This window comes from Streptococcus cristatus (genome assembly GCF_003943815.1).
In the GTDB taxonomy this organism is placed as follows: domain Bacteria; phylum Bacillota; class Bacilli; order Lactobacillales; family Streptococcaceae; genus Streptococcus; species Streptococcus cristatus_F.
The window spans coordinates 152580-171170 of sequence record NZ_RJNA01000004.1; the positions used below are offsets into that span (position 1 = coordinate 152580).

Consider the following 18591-nt stretch of genomic DNA (forward strand, 5'->3'; position numbering starts at 1 on the left):
CTAAAAATTTTTTCGTAAGTGTTACCTTACAAGATCTATTATAAATAAAATTTCAAATAATCTGTCATCTTTCCCTGAAATGTCATTTTTTATTCCTGAAATGTCGTTTTCTCAAAAATATAACAAAAAAACACGAAATTTTTCGTGTCTGAATAGTGTATATTATGATCCCAGCAGGATTCGAACCTGCGACCGTTCGCTTAGAAGGCGAATGCTCTATCCAGCTGAGCTATGAGACCGATACCTTTTCATTCTATCAGAAAAATCTAGTATCGTCAAGATTTACTTATGGTAGGGACTCCCTTGTTGAATCATGAAAGCCCGGTAAATCTGCTCTACCAAAACAAGGCGCATCAGTTGATGGGGCAGGGTCAATTTTCCAAAACTCATCAGTAGATTAGCTCTTTTTTTGACAGCAGGAGACAGACCCAAGCTGCCACCAATCACAAATGTAATATCAGAAAAGCCACGAACTGTGATGTCGTTCAAGATCGAACTAAACTCTTCTGAAGGAAATTGCTTTCCTTCAATAGCTAGAGCAACCACGAATTCTCGTTCAGAGATTTTTGTTAAGATCCGATTTCCCTCTTTTTCGAGGATTTGCTGATTTTCTAGCTCACTGGCCTTATCTGGTGTTTTTTCGTCTGCTAATTCTACAATTTCTAACTTAGAAAATCGACTCAGGCGTTTGGCATATTCAGCAATTCCATCCTTGAGGTATTTTTCTTTTAATTTTCCAACGGTTACAAGCTTTATTTTCATATTTCCATTCTATCATATCCACATGGATTTCACACTTTATTCACATCAGTTTTTTATGGAAAACTTGTTGAATCTATGTATTTTCTAACCTCTATCAACATTTTTTATAAGTTTTCCACAAGTTGTGGAAAACTTGTGGATTTTAAGTTATAATTAAGAATAGATTTCTATAATTTCATCAATTGTAATCAAGGAGGAAAATATGAAAAACGCTTCAAATTTCTTTAAAAAATCTTTGTTGCTTTTTATTGTTTTAGTTGTAGGATTTATTGGCGGAAGCCTAGGAAATTTAGCCACCGCATTTGTTAATAATAAAATGGCTAATCTTGGTTCTTCAAATTCAAAGACTACTGTATCAACGTCTTATAAAAACACAACCGACACCACAAAGGCTGTAAAAAAAGTGCAAAACGCAGTTGTATCGGTGATTACTTATACCGGTTCTAATCAAGAAGAAGTGATCAATAATGAATCAACCAGTGATCCTCAAGTAGCTAGTGAGGGATCAGGTGTCATTTATAAGAAGGAAGGAAAATATGCCTACCTTGTTACCAATACTCACGTGCTTAATGGAGCAAAAAATCCCGATATTCTACTAGCAGATGGTAGTAAGGTTCCTGGTGAAGTGGTAGGATCAGATGTTTATTCTGATATTTCTGTAGTAAGAATTAGCTCTGAAAAGGTGAAAGATGTAGCTGAATTTGGAGATTCCAACTCCCTGACAGTAGGAGAAACTGCTATTGCCATCGGAAGTCCTCTCGGAACAGAATACGCTAACTCTGTTACACAGGGAATCATCTCTAGTTTGGGTAGAAATGTAACCTTGCAATCTGAAGACGGCCAAAATATTTCGACTACTGCCTTGCAAACAGATGCTGCTATCAACCCTGGTAACTCTGGTGGCCCACTCATCAATATCCAAGGGCAAGTTATTGGTATTACGTCCAGCAAAATCTCTCACAATGGTCAAACTGCTGTAGAAGGCATGGGCTTTGCAATTCCATCAAACGATGTTGTCAATATCATCAAGCAATTAGAGAAAACTGGAACAGTCACTCGTCCTGCTCTGGGTATCCAAATGCTTGATTTATCTAATATCGCCACTTCTGACTTAGCAAAATTACGTCTACCTTCATCTGTAAAATCAGGTATCCTTGTCCGCTCTGTACAAGAAGGAATGCCTGCTGAAAATAAACTTCAGAAATACGACGTCATCACAAAAGTTGACGATAAGGATGTTGAGTCAACCAGTGATTTACAATCTGCTCTCTACAGACACTCTCTGGGGGATGAGTTGAAAGTAACTTACTTTAGGGATGGTAAAGAAGCTACTACAATCATCAAACTGACCAAATCAACCCAAGACTTAAGTGACAACTAATCCTTTACATAATTGTCAACACACCTTTACACGATCGTAAAGGTGTGTTATGCTATATACAAATGGAAAATTATCAATACATACCACTAAAAGACATTCGAACCAATCCTTATCAGCCTAGAAAGAGTTTTTCTCAAGAAAAAATAAATGAATTGGCAGCTTCTATTAAAGAGAATGGAATTATCCAGCCCATTATTTTGAGAAAATCTTCCTTATTTGGTTACGAAATTTTAGCAGGTGAAAGACGATTCCGAGCTGCTAAGATTGCTGGCTTAGAAAAGATTCCTGCCCTCATTAAAGACCTATCTGACGATGACATGATGAAGCAAGCCATCATCGAGAATTTGCAGAGAGAAGATCTCAATCCAATCGAAGAAGCGGAATCCTATCAGCATCTGATTGAGAAAGGATTAACCCATGAAGAAATTGCAAAAATCATGGGAAAATCTCGGCCTTACATCAGTAATCTTGTCCGCCTGTTACAGCTGCCAGCTTTTATGATGGACGCTGTCAAAGAGGAAATGATTTCGCAAGGGCATGCTCGTCTCCTCATTCCACTCAAAAAGGAAGAACAAGTCTTTTGGCTGGACAAAATCATTCAAGATAATTTATCCGTTCGTGCTCTTGAACTTTCATTACAAAAGACCAAAAAGTCAAAGACTAAGAAGAACAAAGAAATTTTCGCCCATTCAGAAGAAGAAAAACTGAAAAAAATCCTTGGCCTCAATGTCACTATTCAATTGAAAACTCCTTCAAAAGGAAAGATCATTATTCCTTTTGAAAATGAGGAAGAGTACCAAAGAATTATAAACAGCCTGAAATAGGGCTGTTATTTTCTTTTTTCAAACTAACAGACTTTTCCACCTTTAAAAGCGGCCTAAATCTTTGAAAAATAAGGATTTTGCTTGTAATCCACAATCTGTGGATAAGTCTTATGAACATTGTTAATTTTTCTCCACAAGTTGTGGAAAACTTGATCATTTTATGTTAAAATGAGAGTCGACATATAGAATAATTTTTTGAAAAGGAGGAGGCAATGACCAAAGAGCAAGAATTTTGGCGAAGAATTTTAGAACTTTCAGCTGCTCAACTAAAACAGACAACCTATGATTTTTTTGTTGCAGAAGCAAAATTGATAGCCATTGAAAATAATCAGGCCACTATCTTTCTTGATAGCCCAGTCAAACAGCTGTTTTGGGAGCAAAACTTGGTAGGCGTTATTCTTACAGCTGGCTTTGAAATTTTTAACGATCAAATCACAGCCAAATACGTCTTTGAAGAAGCAGGACATGACCTTGTTTCCAAATATCAGCTGGAGGAACAGGCTGAAAAAACTCCATTTCGACCAACTTTACCGCCCATTGATACTGGATTAAAAGCTAAATATACCTTTGATAATTTTGTACAAGGGGATGGAAATATCTGGGCCAAAGCAGCAGCCTTGGCTGTGTCTGAAAACCTAGCGACTACTTATAATCCCCTATTTATCTATGGCGGTCCAGGTCTAGGAAAAACTCACTTACTAAATGCTATCGGCAATCAAATTTTGGAAAATATTCCTGATGCGCGTGTGAAATATATTCCAGCAGAAACCTTTATCAATGACTTTCTGGAGCATCTGAGGCTCGGTGACATGGATAATTTCAAAAAAATCTATCGGAGCTTGGATTTGCTCTTGATTGATGATATCCAGTCTCTTGGCGGAAAAAAAGTCTCTACCCAAGAAGAATTTTTTAATACTTTTAACGCCCTTCATGGCGATAACAAGCAGATTGTGCTGACCAGCGACCGCAGTCCAGATCATCTTGATAATTTGGAAGAACGCTTGGTCACGCGCTTCAAATGGGGGCTCACTCAAAATATTACACCACCTGATTTTGAAACGCGGATTGCCATCCTCCGAAACAAAATAGAAAATCTGGACTACATTTTCCCTAATGATACTTTGGAGTACCTCGCCGGACAATTTGATTCGAATGTCCGTGACCTAGAAGGGGCACTCAATGATATCACGCTCATTGCAAGAGTCCGCAATCTCAAGGAAATTACGATTGACATCGCTGCTGAAGCTATTCGAGCTCGCAAGCAGGACTCTAGTCAGGTAACAGTCATTCCGATTGAAAAGATCCAGTCTGAGGTCGGCAATTTCTATGGCGTTAGTGTCAAGGAAATGAAGGGAAGTCGTCGAGTCCAAAATATCGTTTTGGCTAGACAAGTGGCCATGTATCTAGCCCGCGAACTAACAGACAATAGCCTACCAAAAATCGGACGAGAATTTGGCGGCAAAGACCATACAACAGTCATTCACGCGCATGGAAAAATCAAAAACCGACTCGAAACTGACGATAGCCTGCGACTTGAAATCGAAAATATCAAAAACAAGATAAAATAAGGGTGTGGAAAAGATTTAGCTAATCTGAAGTTTTTTCCACAGGTTGTGAACAAGTCTTAAAACTTGATTTTAGATACTTTGCTCCATTTTTCCACAGCTTCCACAAGAACTACTATTACTATTAACTTAATAATCATAAATAATAAAAGGAGTCCCTATGATTCACTTCTCTATTAACAAAAATTTATTCCTACAAGCTTTGAATACAACGAAGAGAGCTATCAGTACCAAAAACGCTATTCCAATTTTATCAACTGTTAAAATTGATGTAACGAAAGAAGGCATTACCTTGATTGGTTCCAATGGTCAAATTTCCATTGAAAACTTCATTTCAGTTCAAAATGAGAATGCTGGGCTCTTGATTACTTCACCAGGTTCGATCCTCCTCGAAGCAAATTTCTTTATCAATGTCATTTCTAGCTTGCCAGATATCGTACTTGATTTTAAAGAGATTGAACAAAAACAAATCGTCCTCACCAGCGGCAAGTCAGAAATTACGCTAAAAGGAAAAGATGCTGATCAATATCCACGTATCCAAGAAGTCTCTACCAGCAATCCTTTGGTTTTAGAAACAAAAGTCCTCAAAAACATCATCAATGAAACAGCTTTTGCTGCTAGCACGCAAGAAAGTCGTCCTATTTTGACAGGGGTTCATTTTGTCTTGACAGATAACCAATCCCTCAAAACAGTTGCGACAGACTCTCACCGAATGAGCCAAAAGAAAATTACTTTGGACAAGAAGGGAGATGACTTCGATGTGGTAATTCCTAGCCGTTCTCTGCGTGAATTTACAGCTGTTTTCACAGACGAAATTGAAACAGTAGAGGTTTTCTTTGCCAATAACCAACTTCTCTTTAGAAGTGAAAATATCAGCTTCTATACACGCCTGTTGGAAGGAAACTATCCTGACACAGACCGCCTGATTCCGACAGAATTTTCAAGCGTTGTGACCTTTAATACCAATAATTTACGTCATGCCATGGAACGGTCTCGTCTTCTGTCCAATGCGACTCAAAATGGAACCGTGAAATTAGAAATTGTGAAGGGCATTGTCAGCGCCCATGTACATTCACCAGAAGTTGGGCGCGTAAATGAAGAAATTGATACAGAAAGTGTGTCAGGAGAAGATTTGACCATCAGCTTCAATCCCACCTATCTGATCGAAGCGCTAAAGGCAGTCGACAGCGAGAAGGTGACCATCAGCTTTATTTCAGCTGTTCGGCCTTTCACCTTGGTTCCAAGTGAAGATGCTGAAAACTTTATCCAGCTGATCACGCCAGTCCGTACCAATTAGAAGATAAGATTTAAGACAAGGTTGACTCGATCCGCCTTGTCTTATTTTTATAATTTGCATGCCAGCTGATTCTAAACTTGTGGTATAATACAGCTAGGGTTGAGAAAAGCGTCAATCTGTATTTTTAATAGAATAAAAAATAGATTGTCAAAAGGAGAGAAGATGTACGAACTTGGAACTTTTGTAGAAATGAAAAAGCCCCATGCCTGTACAATTAAGTCAACGGGCAAGAAGGCCAATCGTTGGGAAGTCATCCGCATGGGAGCAGATATAAAGATTCGCTGTAGCAACTGCGAACACGTTGTCATGATGAGCAGATATGATTTTGAAAGAAAAATGAAGAAGGTTATCGAATAGTCCATATTTTAGACTTAGCTTGATTTTGAATAAGATACCTCATCAACAAAGAACGAGATTGGGACAGAAATCGGTAATTCGTTAGAATTCGATTTCGTCGTCCCACCTCCGCACAGTTGAGTAGGGCTGTAAAAGCTGATGAAATCAGCNTAGTAGAGCCCACTCAACCACTGCGTCTTGCTCGACAATCCAAAGACAATTGAGAGGCTGGGACAAAAGTCCCAGCCTCGTTTTTCTGCTTTTATTTAAGATCCTCAAATTTGCCATCTTTGACTTCTTTATAACCAGAAGCTTCGAGGGATTTTACCGTTTCTTTATAACTGATATAATTAGCTTTTTGGTCTCCATCTGTTTGGATAAGCTGTTTGCTTTTCAGTTCTGAAATATCTGCCTTGCTAAAATCCATTGTCATCTTTTGCGTCAAATGATCGTCTTTATATTCGATTTTATTAGTAAGTCCTTTAATATTTTCCAGGGTTTTCATGTAGCCCCCAATTTGCTCTTTGGCGGTATCTTTTGTCAATCCGATAGGCTCATAATAGAAAACATTGCTGGTTTCATTGTTCAGCAAATCATCGCCCTTGTACTCAAGAGTGATCCGACTGTCTTGCTTGGTTTTTTGGTCAATCAACTGAAAATAGGCTTTTTTAGGACTGCTACTGCAGGCAGCTAAAACAAGTAAAGTAAACATCGTCAAGAAAGAAAGAACAAAGGTTTTAATTGTCATTTTTTTCATGGCTAACTCCTTTTATCAAAATATTAACTACATTATATCATTTTTTGTAGAAAATATTTTTTAATTCTATCCAGAAAGCAGGAAATTTTTCATTCAAATCCGCTGTTTAGGATAAGGATTTATGGTATAATGGTTTGGATTGAAAAGATGAATGGAGAAGATACGAATGGCTTTAACAGCAGGGATTGTTGGACTGCCTAATGTAGGTAAGTCAACTTTATTTAATGCAATTACAAAAGCAGGGGCAGAAGCTGCCAACTACCCTTTTGCGACCATTGATCCAAATGTCGGTCGGGTAGAGGTGCCAGATGCTCGTTTGGACAAATTAACAGAATTGATTAAACCTCAAAAGAAGATTCCAACTACATTTGAGTTTACAGATATTGCAGGTATTGTAAAGGGAGCTTCGAAAGGTGAAGGGCTGGGAAATAAATTCTTGGCCAATATCCGCGAAGTGGATGCTATCGTCCATGTAGTCCGTGCCTTTGATGATGAAAATGTCATGCGGGAACAGGGTCGTGAGTCTGACTTTGTCGACCCTATGGCTGATATTGAGACCATCAATCTGGAGCTTATTTTGGCCGATCTAGAAAGTATCAACAAACGCTATGCGCGTGTTGAGAAGATGGCTCGTACCCAGAAGGACAAGGACTCAGTAGCAGAATTTAATGTTCTACAAAAGATCAAGCCAGTTCTGGAAGACGGTCTGTCAGCTCGAACAGTTGAGTTTACAGAAGAAGAGCAAAAAATCGTCAAAGGTCTCTTTCTCTTAACGATTAAGCCAGTGCTTTATGTGGCCAATGTCAGTGAAGATGAGGTGGCTGATCCAGAAAATATTGACTATGTGAAGCAGATTCGTGAATTTGCAGCTACAGAAAATGCTGAGGTTGTTGTCATCTCAGCGCGTGCAGAGGAAGAAATTTCTGAACTAGATGATGAAGACAAGGCAGAATTTTTGGAAGCTATTGGCTTGACAGAGTCAGGTGTAGACAAATTGACACGTGCAGCCTATCATCTGTTGGGGCTTGGAACCTACTTTACCGCTGGTGAAAAGGAAGTCCGAGCTTGGACCTTCAAGCGTGGTATGAAAGCCCCTCAAGCAGCTGGTATCATTCATTCAGACTTTGAGAAAGGTTTCATCCGTGCAGTGACGATGTCTTATGATGATTTGGTAAAATATGGATCTGAAAAGGCTGTAAAAGAAGCTGGACGTTTGCGTGAAGAAGGAAAAGAATATATCGTTCAAGATGGCGATATTATGGAATTCCGCTTTAACGTGTAAATTAAGTGTAAATTTAAAATACATAGGTTGGAAAGAAATTTCCAGCCCTTTTGGCTTTTATAAAGGAGTAAAATGACAAAATTAATTGTTGGATTGGGAAATCCAGGTGATAAATATTTTGAGACCAAACATAATGTAGGTTTTATGTTGGTTGACAAGATGTGTAAAGAATTAAATCTAAAGTTTACAGCAGATAAGATTTTTCAAGCAGACATTGCTTCAACTTTCTTGAATGGGGAAAAAGTCTATTTTGTAAAACCAACTACTTTTATGAATGAAAGTGGGAAAGCAGTCCATGCCCTGCTCACTTACTACGGCTTGGATATAGATGACTTACTCGTTATTTATGATGATCTAGATATGGAAGTTGGGAAAATTCGTCTTCGTACCAAAGGTTCAGCTGGCGGGCACAATGGTATTAAGTCCATCATTAAACATATTGGAACACAGGAATTCAAGCGAGTGAAAATTGGCATTGGAAGACCTAAAAATAATATGTCAGTTATTCATCATGTTTTAGGAAAATTTGATGAGGAAGATTATATCAGTATTTTAAATACATTAGATAAAGTTGACAGTGCTGTAAATCATTATTTACAAACTGAGAATTTTGAGCAGACCATGCAACAATACAATGGATAATACAATGACACTACTTGATCTATTTGGTCGAAATCGACAAATTGTAGACTGGAAGCAACAATTACAAAAGAAGACCCGTCAGTTAGTGATGGGACTTTCAGCTTCAACAAAAGCTTTGGCGATTGCCAGTAGCTTAGAAGAGCAGGAGAAAATCCTAGTCATCACTTCGAGTCAAAATGAAGCAGAGCGGCTGGCTAGTGATTTACTTTCTTTATTGGGAGAAGAAACGGTTTATACTTTCCTGGCAGATGATACCCCTTTGGCTGAGTTTGTTTTTTCATCGCAAGAAAAAATCTTTGCCAGATTAGAAGCCATGAAATTTTTATCAGACAAAGAGAAAAATGGGATTCTAATCATCAATGTTGCAGCTAGTCGTTTATTCTTGCCCCAGCCTGATATTTTTAAACAATCTGAGCTTATTCTTTCTGTTACTGAAGAATACAACCTTGACAACCTAGTCAAGTCTTTGTCAAGTAATGGTTATAAAAAGGTTTCTCAGGTTCTCAGTCAAGGAGAGTACAGTCTGAGAGGGGATATTCTAGATATTTTTGAACGCTCGGCTCAATATCCTTATCGGATAGAGTTTTTTGGAGATGAGATTGATGGCATAAGGATTTTCAATCCTGAAAATCAACTTTCTCTTGAAAATGTGGAACAGATTTTGATAGAGCCTGTTACAGATCTTCTATTTACAGAAGAAGATTATGCAAGAGGACAGAAAAATCTAGAAGTGTCTCTCTCTACGGTTCTTGATCCTTCCTTAAAATCCTATTTAGAAGAAGTATTGAGCTCTGTTAGAGAGCACTTTCATCATGCAGACATTCGCAAATTTCTTTCCTTTTTTTATAAGAAAGAATGGACTATTTTAGACTACCTACCAACTCACACTCCTATATTTTTTGATGATTTTCAAAAGATAATGGACAAGCATGCACAGTTTGAATTAGAAGTTGCGAATATCTTGACAGATGATTTACAAAATAGTAAAGCACTGTCAAATCAACAATACTTTGCAAATAATTATCAGGACTATCGTAAATATAAACCTGCTACATTTTTTTCTAATTTCCATAAAGGCTTAGGAAATCTAAAATTTGATGCACTTTATCAATTTAATCAATATCCAATGCAGGAATTCTTTAGTCAGTTTCCTCTCTTAAAAGAAGAAATCAATCGCTTTAGGAAATCGGACTATACGGTAGTCTTGCAGGCAAATTCGTCCTCAAGTTTACAAAGTTTACATAAAACTTTACAGGATTATGAGATTCATTTAGATTACATCAAGGAAAAAGACATCCATGAAAAAGCTGTCCAGCTCATAGAAGGAAATCTAGTTCAAGGATTTAATTTTGTCGATGAAAAAATCGTTTTGATTACTGAGCATGAGATGATTCAGAAAAAAATCAAACGTAGGATTCGTCGTCAAAATATTTCTAATGCTGAAAGATTGAAAGACTATAATGAACTGGAAAAAGGCGATTATGTGGTTCATAATATCCACGGTATTGGTCGCTATTTAGGAATTGAAACGATTGAGGTTTCAGGAGTTCATCGGGATTATTTGACGATTCAGTATCAAAATGCAGATCGTATCTCCATTCCGGTGGATCAAATCAACCTTCTGTCTAAATATGTAGCTAGTGATGGAAAAGCACCTAAAATTAATAAGTTAAATGATGGGCGTTTCCAAAAAACGAAGCAAAAAGTACAACATCAGGTTGAAGACATTGCCGATGACCTTATTAAATTATATGCAGAGCGTAGTCAATTAAAAGGTTTTCAATTTTCTAGTGACGACCAGCATCAAGTAGAGTTTGATAATGCCTTTCCGTATGTGGAAACAGATGATCAGCTCAGAAGCATTCAGGAAATCAAGAAGGATATGGAGAGCGACCGTCCAATGGATCGACTCTTGGTTGGCGATGTTGGTTTTGGGAAGACAGAAGTGGCTATGAGGGCTGCTTTTAAGGCTGTCAACGATCATAAACAGGTGGCTATCTTGGTTCCGACCACTGTTTTAGCTCAGCAACACTACACAAACTTTAAAGAACGTTTCAACGATTTTGCCGTGAATGTCGATGTTCTCAGTCGTTTTAGAAGTAAAGGGGAACAAAAAGAGACTCTAGAAAAATTGGAAAAAGGGCAGATTGATATTATTATCGGTACCCATCGCCTTCTATCAGCAGATGTAAAATTCTCCGATTTGGGGCTATTGGTGATAGATGAAGAGCAGCGCTTCGGTGTCAAGCATAAGGAAAAGTTAAAGGAACTAAAAAAGAAGGTTGATGTTCTGACCTTGACGGCTACCCCTATTCCACGAACCCTTCATATGTCGATGCTAGGGATTCGAGATTTATCGGTCATTGAAACACCACCGACAAATCGTTATCCAGTTCAAACCTATGTTTTAGAAAATAATAAGACAGTTATTCGGGATGCAGTTTTACGTGAAATAGACCGAGGCGGACAAGTTTACTACCTTTACAATAAAGTTGACACCATTGAGCAAAAAGTTTCAGAATTAAAAGAGTTGATTCCAGAGGCTTCAATTGGTTATGTTCATGGACAGATGACAGAGGTGCGTTTAGAAAATACCCTTTTAGACTTTGTGAATGGCGAATACGATATTTTAGTTACAACAACGATCATCGAAACTGGTGTCGATATTCCAAATGCAAATACTCTCTTTATCGAAAATGCTGACCATATGGGGCTGTCAACCTTGTATCAACTTCGTGGTCGAGTTGGCCGCAGCAATCGAATCGCTTATGCTTATCTTATGTACCGACCAGATAAATCTCTGACTGAAGTTTCAGAAAAAAGACTAGAAGCCATTAAAGGATTTACTGAGTTAGGATCTGGATTCAAGATTGCGATGAGGGATTTGTCTATCCGCGGAGCAGGAAATATTTTAGGAAGTTCACAGTCAGGTTTCATTGATTCTGTAGGATTTGAAATGTATTCTCAGCTTTTAGAAGAAGCCATTGCCAAGAAGCAAGGTAAGGAAACCAAGCGTCAAAAAAGCAACGCTGAAATCAATCTTCAAATTGATGCCTATCTTCCAAGTGATTATATTTCTGATGAGCGTCAGAAAATCGAGGTTTACAAGAGAATTCGTGAAATTGACAATCGTGTAAACTATGAACATCTACAAGATGAATTGATCGATCGCTTTGGAGAATATCCAGATGTAGTGGCTTACCTACTAGAGATTGGTTTAGTCAAATCCTATCTTGATCAAGCCTTTGTGGCACTTGTTGATCGAAAGCATGAATCTGTCATCATTCGTTTTGAAAAAATTTCTCAGCAAATCTATCTGACCCAAGATTATTTTGAAGCTTTGTCAGCGACAAATCTAAAGGCTCGAATTGGAGAGCAGAAAGGCTTGATTGAAGTCGTTTTTGATGTTCGGAAGAAAAAAGATTTCGAGATTTTGGAAAACTTGCTGAACTTTGGTGAAAAACTGGTAGAAATCAAGAATCGAAAAGCTGAATAAACATTACAATTCGGTAAAATTTCAGCTTTTTGGCTTTGTTTCTTTCAAAAGAATGATAGAATATTAAGAGAAAATCGAGGAAAAGACTATGAGATTAGACAAATATTTAAAGGTATCACGCATTATCAAGCGGCGTCCAGTAGCTAAAGAGGTAGCAGATAAAGGTCGTATCAAGGTAAATNGAATCCTGGCAAAAAGTTCGACAGATTTGAAAATCAATGATCAAATTGAAGTTCGTTTTGGCAATAAGCTGTTAACAGTGCGGGTGCTAGAAATGAAAGACAGCACTAAAAAAGAAGATGCTGCTAAAATGTATGAAATTATCAGTGAGACAAGGATTGAAGAAAATGTCTAGAAATATTGTTCAAATAAATAATCGCTTTATCCAAGATGAAAATCAGCGTCGCAGATACCTCGATGAGGAACGTCGGAAGCGAAATCGTTTTATGGGATGGGTTCTAATTTTAGTCATGCTACTTTTTATTCTTCCAGCCTATAATTTATATCAAAGTTACGAAACTTTACTTAATCGTCGTGCTCAATATGCACAACTACAAAAAAAATATGAAAAATTAGGTGAAGAAAAGAGCTATCAGTCTGATATCGCAACCAAGTTGAAAGATGACAGCTATGCTGCCAAATATGCTCGTGCCAAGTATTCTTTTTCAAAAGAAGGAGAATACATTTACACAACACCAGATTTATTACCACAATAATCATGGAAAATTTACTTCAAAATATAGAGAAATTTTTATCTTTTTCGGATGAAAAACTAGCAGAATTATCCGAAAAGAATCAAGCTTTAAAACTTCAAGAAACGAAAAAGGAAAGGGGAGGTCATGCGTAAGTTACTTTTGCTGATATTTTTACTGCCAGCCTTATGGAGCAGTCAAACAGCAATCAGTACTGAAAAGGAACTTGTTTTAGACGAAGAAGAAAAGTATCAGCTTACAGGTACAGCTTATGGCCGTTATCATACGAGTATCCCTACACATCCTAATGTTTATGAAGAAACGCCTACTTTTACAGATGCTACTTTGACTAAGGTAGCTGGGAAACTTTTGCCAGATCAGCCACTAGAGCTGACAGAGTTGCACGTGAATGCAGCTGGGATTCCTATCTTTAAATTAAAGAATGGCCAGTTTGTAATTGCAGATAAGAATAGTATTTATGAGGATACGGTTCAGTCTATCACAGATGTCAAACAAGAAAGATGGCTGGCCCCTAACTATGTGCTCTACGATACTATCCCGATCAATTCTTCTAAAAAGATTGCAGCTAAACTACCTGCTTATAGCAAAGTAAAGGTGGTACAAATTGCTCAAACAGCTAAGGGAGAATACGCTAAAATTGAAGGTCAAGGTTGGGTTTCTGTTGATTTTCTTTCCCAAGAAGATAATCGAATGGAACAGGTTCAGGAGCTTCTAAATTCTAAGTACAAAAAAGATGACTTTTCTATTTATGTAAAACAGCTAGAAACGGGCAAAGAAGCAGGCATTAATCCAGATCAACAAATGTACTCAGCCAGTGTAACGAAAATTCCTTATCTTTATTATGCTCAGGAGCAACTGAACAATCATAGCCTTTCCTTGGATAAAAAGTTAAAATATACAGCGGCTGTCAATGATTTTGCAGGTGCCTACGACCCTGAGGGAAGCGGTAGTATTTCCAAATCAGCAAATGATAAGGAATATTCTGTGCAGGACTTAATCAATGGAGTAGCAAAAGAGTCGGATAATGTGGCCCACAATATCCTTGCCTACTATACAAGCAATCAATCTGATAGCCAGTTTCAAAATACTATTGAAAAAATTGCGGGTAAAAAGTGGGATGTGGAAAGCAGACAAGCTTCGGCTCGAATGGCAGGCAATGTTATGGAAGCCATTTATAAGCAAAATGGCATGATCGTCGATGCCTTGTCTCAAACAAATTATGATAATCAGCGAATTTCTAAAAACATCAATGTAAAAGTTGCTCATAAAATTGGTGATGCTTACGACTTCAAGCATGATGTCGCTATTGTGTATACGGATTCGCCATTTATCATTGCTATTCTTACGAATAATTCGGATTACGATACAATTTCTAAAATCGCGGATGATGTGTACGGAGTTCTGAAATGATCGATCAGAAGTTTCGAAAACAAATGCAGGAAAAGCGGTATTTTCAAAATCATCGAAAAGTGTTGGTAGCAGTTTCTGGTGGCTTGGATTCGATGACCTTGTTCCATCTTTTGTACAAAAACAGGGAAGAGCTAGAGATTGAGCTGGGCATAGTGCATGTCAACCACAAGCAACGACCAGAGTCAAATATGGAAGAAAAAGAGCTGTCAAATTTTGCCCAGCAACTTGGTGTGAAATTTTTCAGCTCAAATTTTTCAGGTGATTTTTCTGAGGAAAAAGCTCGGCGATTTCGCTATTGTTTTTTTGAAGAAATCATGTTGGCAAAAGGCTACACGGCCTTGGTAACGGCTCACCATGCTGATGATCAGGCCGAGACGGTGTTTATGAGGTTATTAAGAGGGGCAAGGCTGCGCCACTTGTCTGGAATGACAGAGGTTCAACCTTTTGCAAATGGCGAATTAATCCGACCTCTACTTTATTTTCATAAGAAAGATTTCCCTGATATTTTGCATTTTGAAGATAAGAGCAATCTTCAAAATGACTATCTCAGAAATCGGATCCGTAATCTTTATCTTCCAAGTCTTGAAAAGGAAAATCCACGCTTTAAGGATTCTCTGATTTCTTTAGGGAAAGAAGTTGAGAACTTACAGACAGCTCTGTCTCATCTGACGCAAGATTTGGATATTACAAATCTTGAAGTGTTTGAGCAGCAAATTCCAGAAGTGCAAAATTTTCTCCTGCAGGAATATTTAAAGAAATTTCCTTCATTAAATATAAATAAAAAGCAATTTGAAGAAATCTTAGGAATCTTACGAACCAAGGCTAATTACATCCACCCTTTAAAGGATGAATATGAGTTGGTGAAAGATTATAAACATTTTGAAATCAGAAAAATCAGTCGTAGGTCTGATTTGAAAGTGGGCTCAATTCTGTTAGAATGTGGTAATCAACTTCAATTTGGAGACTATCAATTCTCATTTGGCACTCCTTTGGAGGGTGAAAATATTCAAGCGATTGCAGTTTCACGTGAAACACCACTTCTTTTACGTCACAGGAAAACAGGTGATTGTCTTCGTTTGAAAGGACATCACAAAAAACTTCGTCGGCTATTCATTGATCAAAAAATTCCATTTGAAGAACGCGAAAAAGCGATTATTGTGGAGCAAAATCAGCAGATCTTGGCAATTGTAAATATCGCTATCAGTGATTTGAGTAAGGAATTAAAAAGTGATATAATGAGTACTGTGCTTTATATTCAGAAAATTAGATAGGTAAAATTATGCTAGAACAAGATATTAAAAAAGTATTGGTTTCTCATGAGGAAATCGTAGCAGCAGCAAAAAAATTGGGCCAACAGCTGACAGTAGACTATCAAGGTAAAAAGCCTATTTTTGTAGGAATTTTGAAGGGTTCGGTTCCTTTTATGGCCGAATTGATCAAACACGTGGATACAGATATTGAATTAGATTTTATGCTGGTGTCTAGTTACCATGGCGGTACAACTAGTAGTGGCGTGATTAATATTATCAAAGATATTGATCAAGATATTACGGGTCGTGATATTCTTTTTGTTGAAGATATTATCGATACTGGCCAAACTTTGAAGAATTTGTGTAATTTGTTCAAAGAAAGAAATGCAGCTTCTGTAAAAATTGCTACGTTGTTGGATAAGCCAGAAGGACGCATTGTTGACATTGAGGCAGACTACACTTGCTTTACAATTCCAAATGAATTTGTAGTAGGTTACGGACTAGATTATGATGAGTATTATCGCAATCTTCCTTATGTAGGTGTCTTGAAAGAAGAAGTTTATACAAAATAAAGGTTTACTAGATATAAATGAAAAATAAACAAAATAATGGTTTTATAAAAAATCCTTTTCTCTATATTTTAATTATTGTAGTCCTTGTTACAGGTTTTCAGTATTTCTTTACAGGAAGTGCGACAGGCCGTAGCCAGCAAATTAACTACAGCCAATTAGTAAAAGAAATCCAAAATAATAATGTTACAGAGATGAGCTACCAGCCAAATGGTAGTATTATCGAGGTATCAGGTACTTATAAAAAACCTAAAGAATCAAAAGATACGACAGGAATCCTGTTTTTCAGTCCGGAAATCTCAAAAGTTAGCAGATTTACTAGTGTTGTTTTGCCATCAGATACAACAGTTTCTGATTTGCAAAAGCTAGCTGCTGAGCATGAGACAGAAGTGACTATTAAGCGTGAAAGCTCCAGTGGAATGTGGATTAATCTTTTGATTTCCTTGGTTCCATTTATCATCATCGCCTTCATCTTTATGTCTATGATGAATCAAGGCGGTGGCGGTGCTCGTGGCGCTATGAATTTTGGACGTAACAAAGCTCGTGCGGCCAATAAAGAAGATATCAAAGTACGCTTCTCAGATGTCGCTGGTGCAGAAGAGGAAAAACAAGAACTTGTTGAAGTTGTTGAATTCCTGAAAGATCCAAAACGTTATACTAAGCTGGGTGCTCGTATTCCGGCAGGTGTTCTTTTGGAAGGCCCTCCGGGGACTGGTAAGACCTTGCTTGCCAAGGCAGTTGCTGGTGAAGCAGGTGTTCCTTTCTTCAGCATCTCAGGTTCTGACTTTGTTGAAATGTTCGTAGGTGTCGGAGCAAGCCGTGTTCGTTCTCTATTTGAAGATGCGAAAAAAGCGGCTCCTGCTATTATCTTCATCGATGAAATTGATGCCGTCGGTCGTCAGCGTGGTGTTGGACTTGGCGGTGGTAACGATGAGCGGGAGCAAACTCTTAATCAGCTCTTGATTGAAATGGATGGTTTTGAAGGCAATGAAGGAATCATTATCATTGCGGCTACTAACCGTTCGGATGTTCTTGATCCAGCTCTTCTACGTCCAGGTCGTTTTGACAGAAAAGTTTTAGTTGGTCGCCCTGATGTGAAAGGTCGGGAAGCTATTCTTCGCGTTCATGCTAAGAATAAACCGCTGGCTAAGAACGTTGATTTGAAACTAGTTGCTCAGCAGACACCTGGCTTTGTTGGTGCTGATTTGGAAAACGTCTTGAATGAAGCAGCTCTAGTTGCAGCGCGTCGTAACAAAAAAGTCATCGATGCCGATGATATTGATGAAGCTGAAGACAGAGTAATCGCAGGACCATCTAAGAAAGATAAAACCGTTTCAGAGCGTGATCGTCAGATTGTCGCTTACCATGAAGCGGGGCATACGATTGTCGGACTTGTTTTGTCCAATGCGCGTGTCGTACACAAGGTAACCATTGTGCCTCGTGGTCGTGCTGGCGGATATATGATTGCCCTCCCTAAAGAAGACCAAATGCTTCTGTCTAAAGAAGACATGAAAGAGCAATTGGCTGGTCTCATGGGTGGTCGTGTAGCTGAAGAGATCATCTTTAATGTGCAAACAACAGGGGCTTCAAATGACTTTGAACAAGCTACACAAATGGCGCGTGCAATGGTCACTGAATACGGTATGAGTGAAAAACTTGGCCCAGTCCAATACGAAGGTAACCATGCTATGTTTGGTGCACAAAGTCCTCAAAAATCAATTTCAGAACAAACAGCCTATGAGATTGATGAGGAAGTTCGTTCATTACTAAATGAAGCACGAAACAAAGCAGCTGAGATTATTCAAGCAAATCGTGAAACCCATAAATTGATTGCAGAAGCATTACTTAAATATGAAACGCTTGATAGCACCCAAATTAAATCTCTCTATGAAACAGGTCATATGCCAGAAGAATCTGAAAAAGATTTGGAACGAGAAGCGCATGCCCTTTCCTATGATGAAATAAAATCCAAAATGGAAGAAAATTAAGAGATGCTTTTCTTATTAAATAGCTTGATTACTAATTGTGTAATCAAGCTATTTTTTTATTCTTTAAAGCCTAACATGTCTTAAAAAGTCCCTGAGATGTCTCAAATTTTTTTGTTAGGAACCAGTTAGAGCATAAAATAGACAGGATGGAGGAATGCCCCCTGAAGGAAGATTTTTTCTTGTAGAATCATATTATCAAAGAAAAAGGAGATAACATGAACTTCAAGGAACGCTATGAGAAAGTGCAGTGGATCGTCCGTCGCTGTGCACGGGATTATTATGTACATTTATGGGAGAGTAGTGACTGGGAACAAGAGGG

17 protein-coding genes, 1 tRNA gene and 1 pseudogene are annotated in these 18591 nt (G+C 38.0%); 16 read left to right on the plus strand and 3 right to left on the minus strand.

All coding sequences use genetic code 11. The features are described from left to right. Positions 1-165: 165 nt before the first annotated feature. Together D8872_RS03945 and rlmH are read right to left on the minus strand one after the other, a co-directional pair. Positions 166-239: transfer RNA gene (locus D8872_RS03945), tRNA-Arg, on the minus strand. Positions 240-282: 43 nt separating this feature from the next. Then, complete coding sequence (gene rlmH, locus D8872_RS03950; protein WP_125390024.1) at positions 283-762, minus strand: 23S rRNA (pseudouridine(1915)-N(3))-methyltransferase RlmH; 480 nt, start codon at positions 760-762, stop codon at positions 283-285. Between the two features lie 202 nt (positions 763-964). On the opposite strand from rlmH, the gene htrA reads away from it, so the two are divergent. The 5 genes from htrA (at position 965) to D8872_RS03975 (ending at position 6186) form a co-directional block, all read left to right on the plus strand. Continuing rightward, positions 965-2143 (plus strand): serine protease HtrA, encoded by a 1179-nt coding sequence (gene htrA, locus D8872_RS03955; protein WP_125390025.1) that lies wholly within the window; start codon positions 965-967, stop codon positions 2141-2143. Between the two features lie 62 nt (positions 2144-2205). After that, positions 2206-2967 (plus strand): ParB/RepB/Spo0J family partition protein, encoded by a 762-nt coding sequence (locus D8872_RS03960; RefSeq protein ID WP_125390026.1) that lies wholly within the window; start codon positions 2206-2208, stop codon positions 2965-2967. A gap of 212 nt (positions 2968-3179) precedes the next feature. Beyond that, the gene (dnaA, locus tag D8872_RS03965) at positions 3180-4535 is read left to right on the plus strand and encodes a chromosomal replication initiator protein DnaA (protein WP_125390027.1); all 1356 of its coding nucleotides are present in this window, start codon (positions 3180-3182) and stop codon (positions 4533-4535) included. A gap of 157 nt (positions 4536-4692) precedes the next feature. Next, positions 4693-5829 (plus strand): DNA polymerase III subunit beta, encoded by a 1137-nt coding sequence (gene dnaN / locus D8872_RS03970; protein ID WP_015604157.1) that lies wholly within the window; start codon positions 4693-4695, stop codon positions 5827-5829. A gap of 162 nt (positions 5830-5991) precedes the next feature. Continuing rightward, on the plus strand, positions 5992-6186 hold the full coding sequence (locus D8872_RS03975; protein WP_015604158.1) for a DUF951 domain-containing protein: 195 nt from the start codon (positions 5992-5994) through the stop codon (positions 6184-6186). A gap of 241 nt (positions 6187-6427) precedes the next feature. Here D8872_RS03975 and D8872_RS03985 read toward each other — a convergent pair whose 3' ends face one another. Continuing rightward, a complete protein-coding gene (locus D8872_RS03985) occupies positions 6428-6922 on the minus strand; it encodes a DUF1307 domain-containing protein (RefSeq protein WP_125390028.1) in 495 nt (164 codons plus the stop codon). A gap of 166 nt (positions 6923-7088) precedes the next feature. On the opposite strand from D8872_RS03985, the gene ychF reads away from it, so the two are divergent. The 11 genes and pseudogenes from ychF to D8872_RS10990 form a co-directional block, all read left to right on the plus strand. Further along, positions 7089-8204 (plus strand): redox-regulated ATPase YchF, encoded by a 1116-nt coding sequence (ychF, locus tag D8872_RS03990; protein ID WP_125390029.1) that lies wholly within the window; start codon positions 7089-7091, stop codon positions 8202-8204. 72 nt (positions 8205-8276) lie between these two features. Further along, positions 8277-8846, plus strand: a complete 570-nt coding sequence (gene pth / locus D8872_RS03995) for an aminoacyl-tRNA hydrolase (protein ID WP_125390030.1) — start codon at positions 8277-8279, stop codon at positions 8844-8846. Further along, positions 8839-12342 carry a transcription-repair coupling factor gene (mfd, locus tag D8872_RS04000; RefSeq protein ID WP_125390031.1) on the plus strand — a complete coding sequence of 1168 codons (3504 nt, stop codon included), beginning with the start codon at positions 8839-8841 and terminating at the stop codon, positions 12340-12342. Before pth ends, mfd begins: the two co-directional genes overlap by 8 nt. 88 nt (positions 12343-12430) lie before the next feature. Continuing rightward, positions 12431-12697 (plus strand): RNA-binding S4 domain-containing protein, encoded by a 267-nt coding sequence (locus D8872_RS04005; RefSeq protein WP_125390032.1) that lies wholly within the window; start codon positions 12431-12433, stop codon positions 12695-12697. Continuing rightward, entirely contained in the window at positions 12690-13058 is a 369-nt protein-coding gene (locus D8872_RS04010) for an FtsB family cell division protein (protein WP_045499867.1), read from the plus strand. The genes D8872_RS04005 and D8872_RS04010 overlap by 8 nt, the downstream gene beginning before the upstream one ends. Positions 13059-13060: 2 nt before the next feature. After that, the gene (locus D8872_RS10985; RefSeq protein WP_125372373.1) at positions 13061-13189 is read left to right on the plus strand and encodes an SP_0009 family protein; all 129 of its coding nucleotides are present in this window, start codon (positions 13061-13063) and stop codon (positions 13187-13189) included. Continuing rightward, on the plus strand, positions 13182-14465 hold the full coding sequence (locus D8872_RS04020; RefSeq protein WP_125390033.1) for a serine hydrolase: 1284 nt from the start codon (positions 13182-13184) through the stop codon (positions 14463-14465). Before D8872_RS10985 ends, D8872_RS04020 begins: the two co-directional genes overlap by 8 nt. Beyond that, the gene (gene tilS, locus D8872_RS04025) at positions 14462-15736 is read left to right on the plus strand and encodes a tRNA lysidine(34) synthetase TilS (RefSeq protein WP_125390034.1); all 1275 of its coding nucleotides are present in this window, start codon (positions 14462-14464) and stop codon (positions 15734-15736) included. Before D8872_RS04020 ends, tilS begins: the two co-directional genes overlap by 4 nt. Positions 15737-15744: 8 nt before the next feature. After that, positions 15745-16287, plus strand: a complete 543-nt coding sequence (gene hpt, locus D8872_RS04030) for a hypoxanthine phosphoribosyltransferase (protein WP_045499858.1) — start codon at positions 15745-15747, stop codon at positions 16285-16287. A gap of 17 nt (positions 16288-16304) precedes the next feature. Next, positions 16305-18272, plus strand: coding sequence for an ATP-dependent zinc metalloprotease FtsH (ftsH, locus tag D8872_RS04035; protein ID WP_048765822.1), 1968 nt, complete (start codon positions 16305-16307; stop codon positions 18270-18272). 215 nt (positions 18273-18487) lie between these two features. Next, positions 18488-18591 (plus strand): annotated as a pseudogene (locus tag D8872_RS10990) (sigma-70 family RNA polymerase sigma factor); the annotation flags it as partial.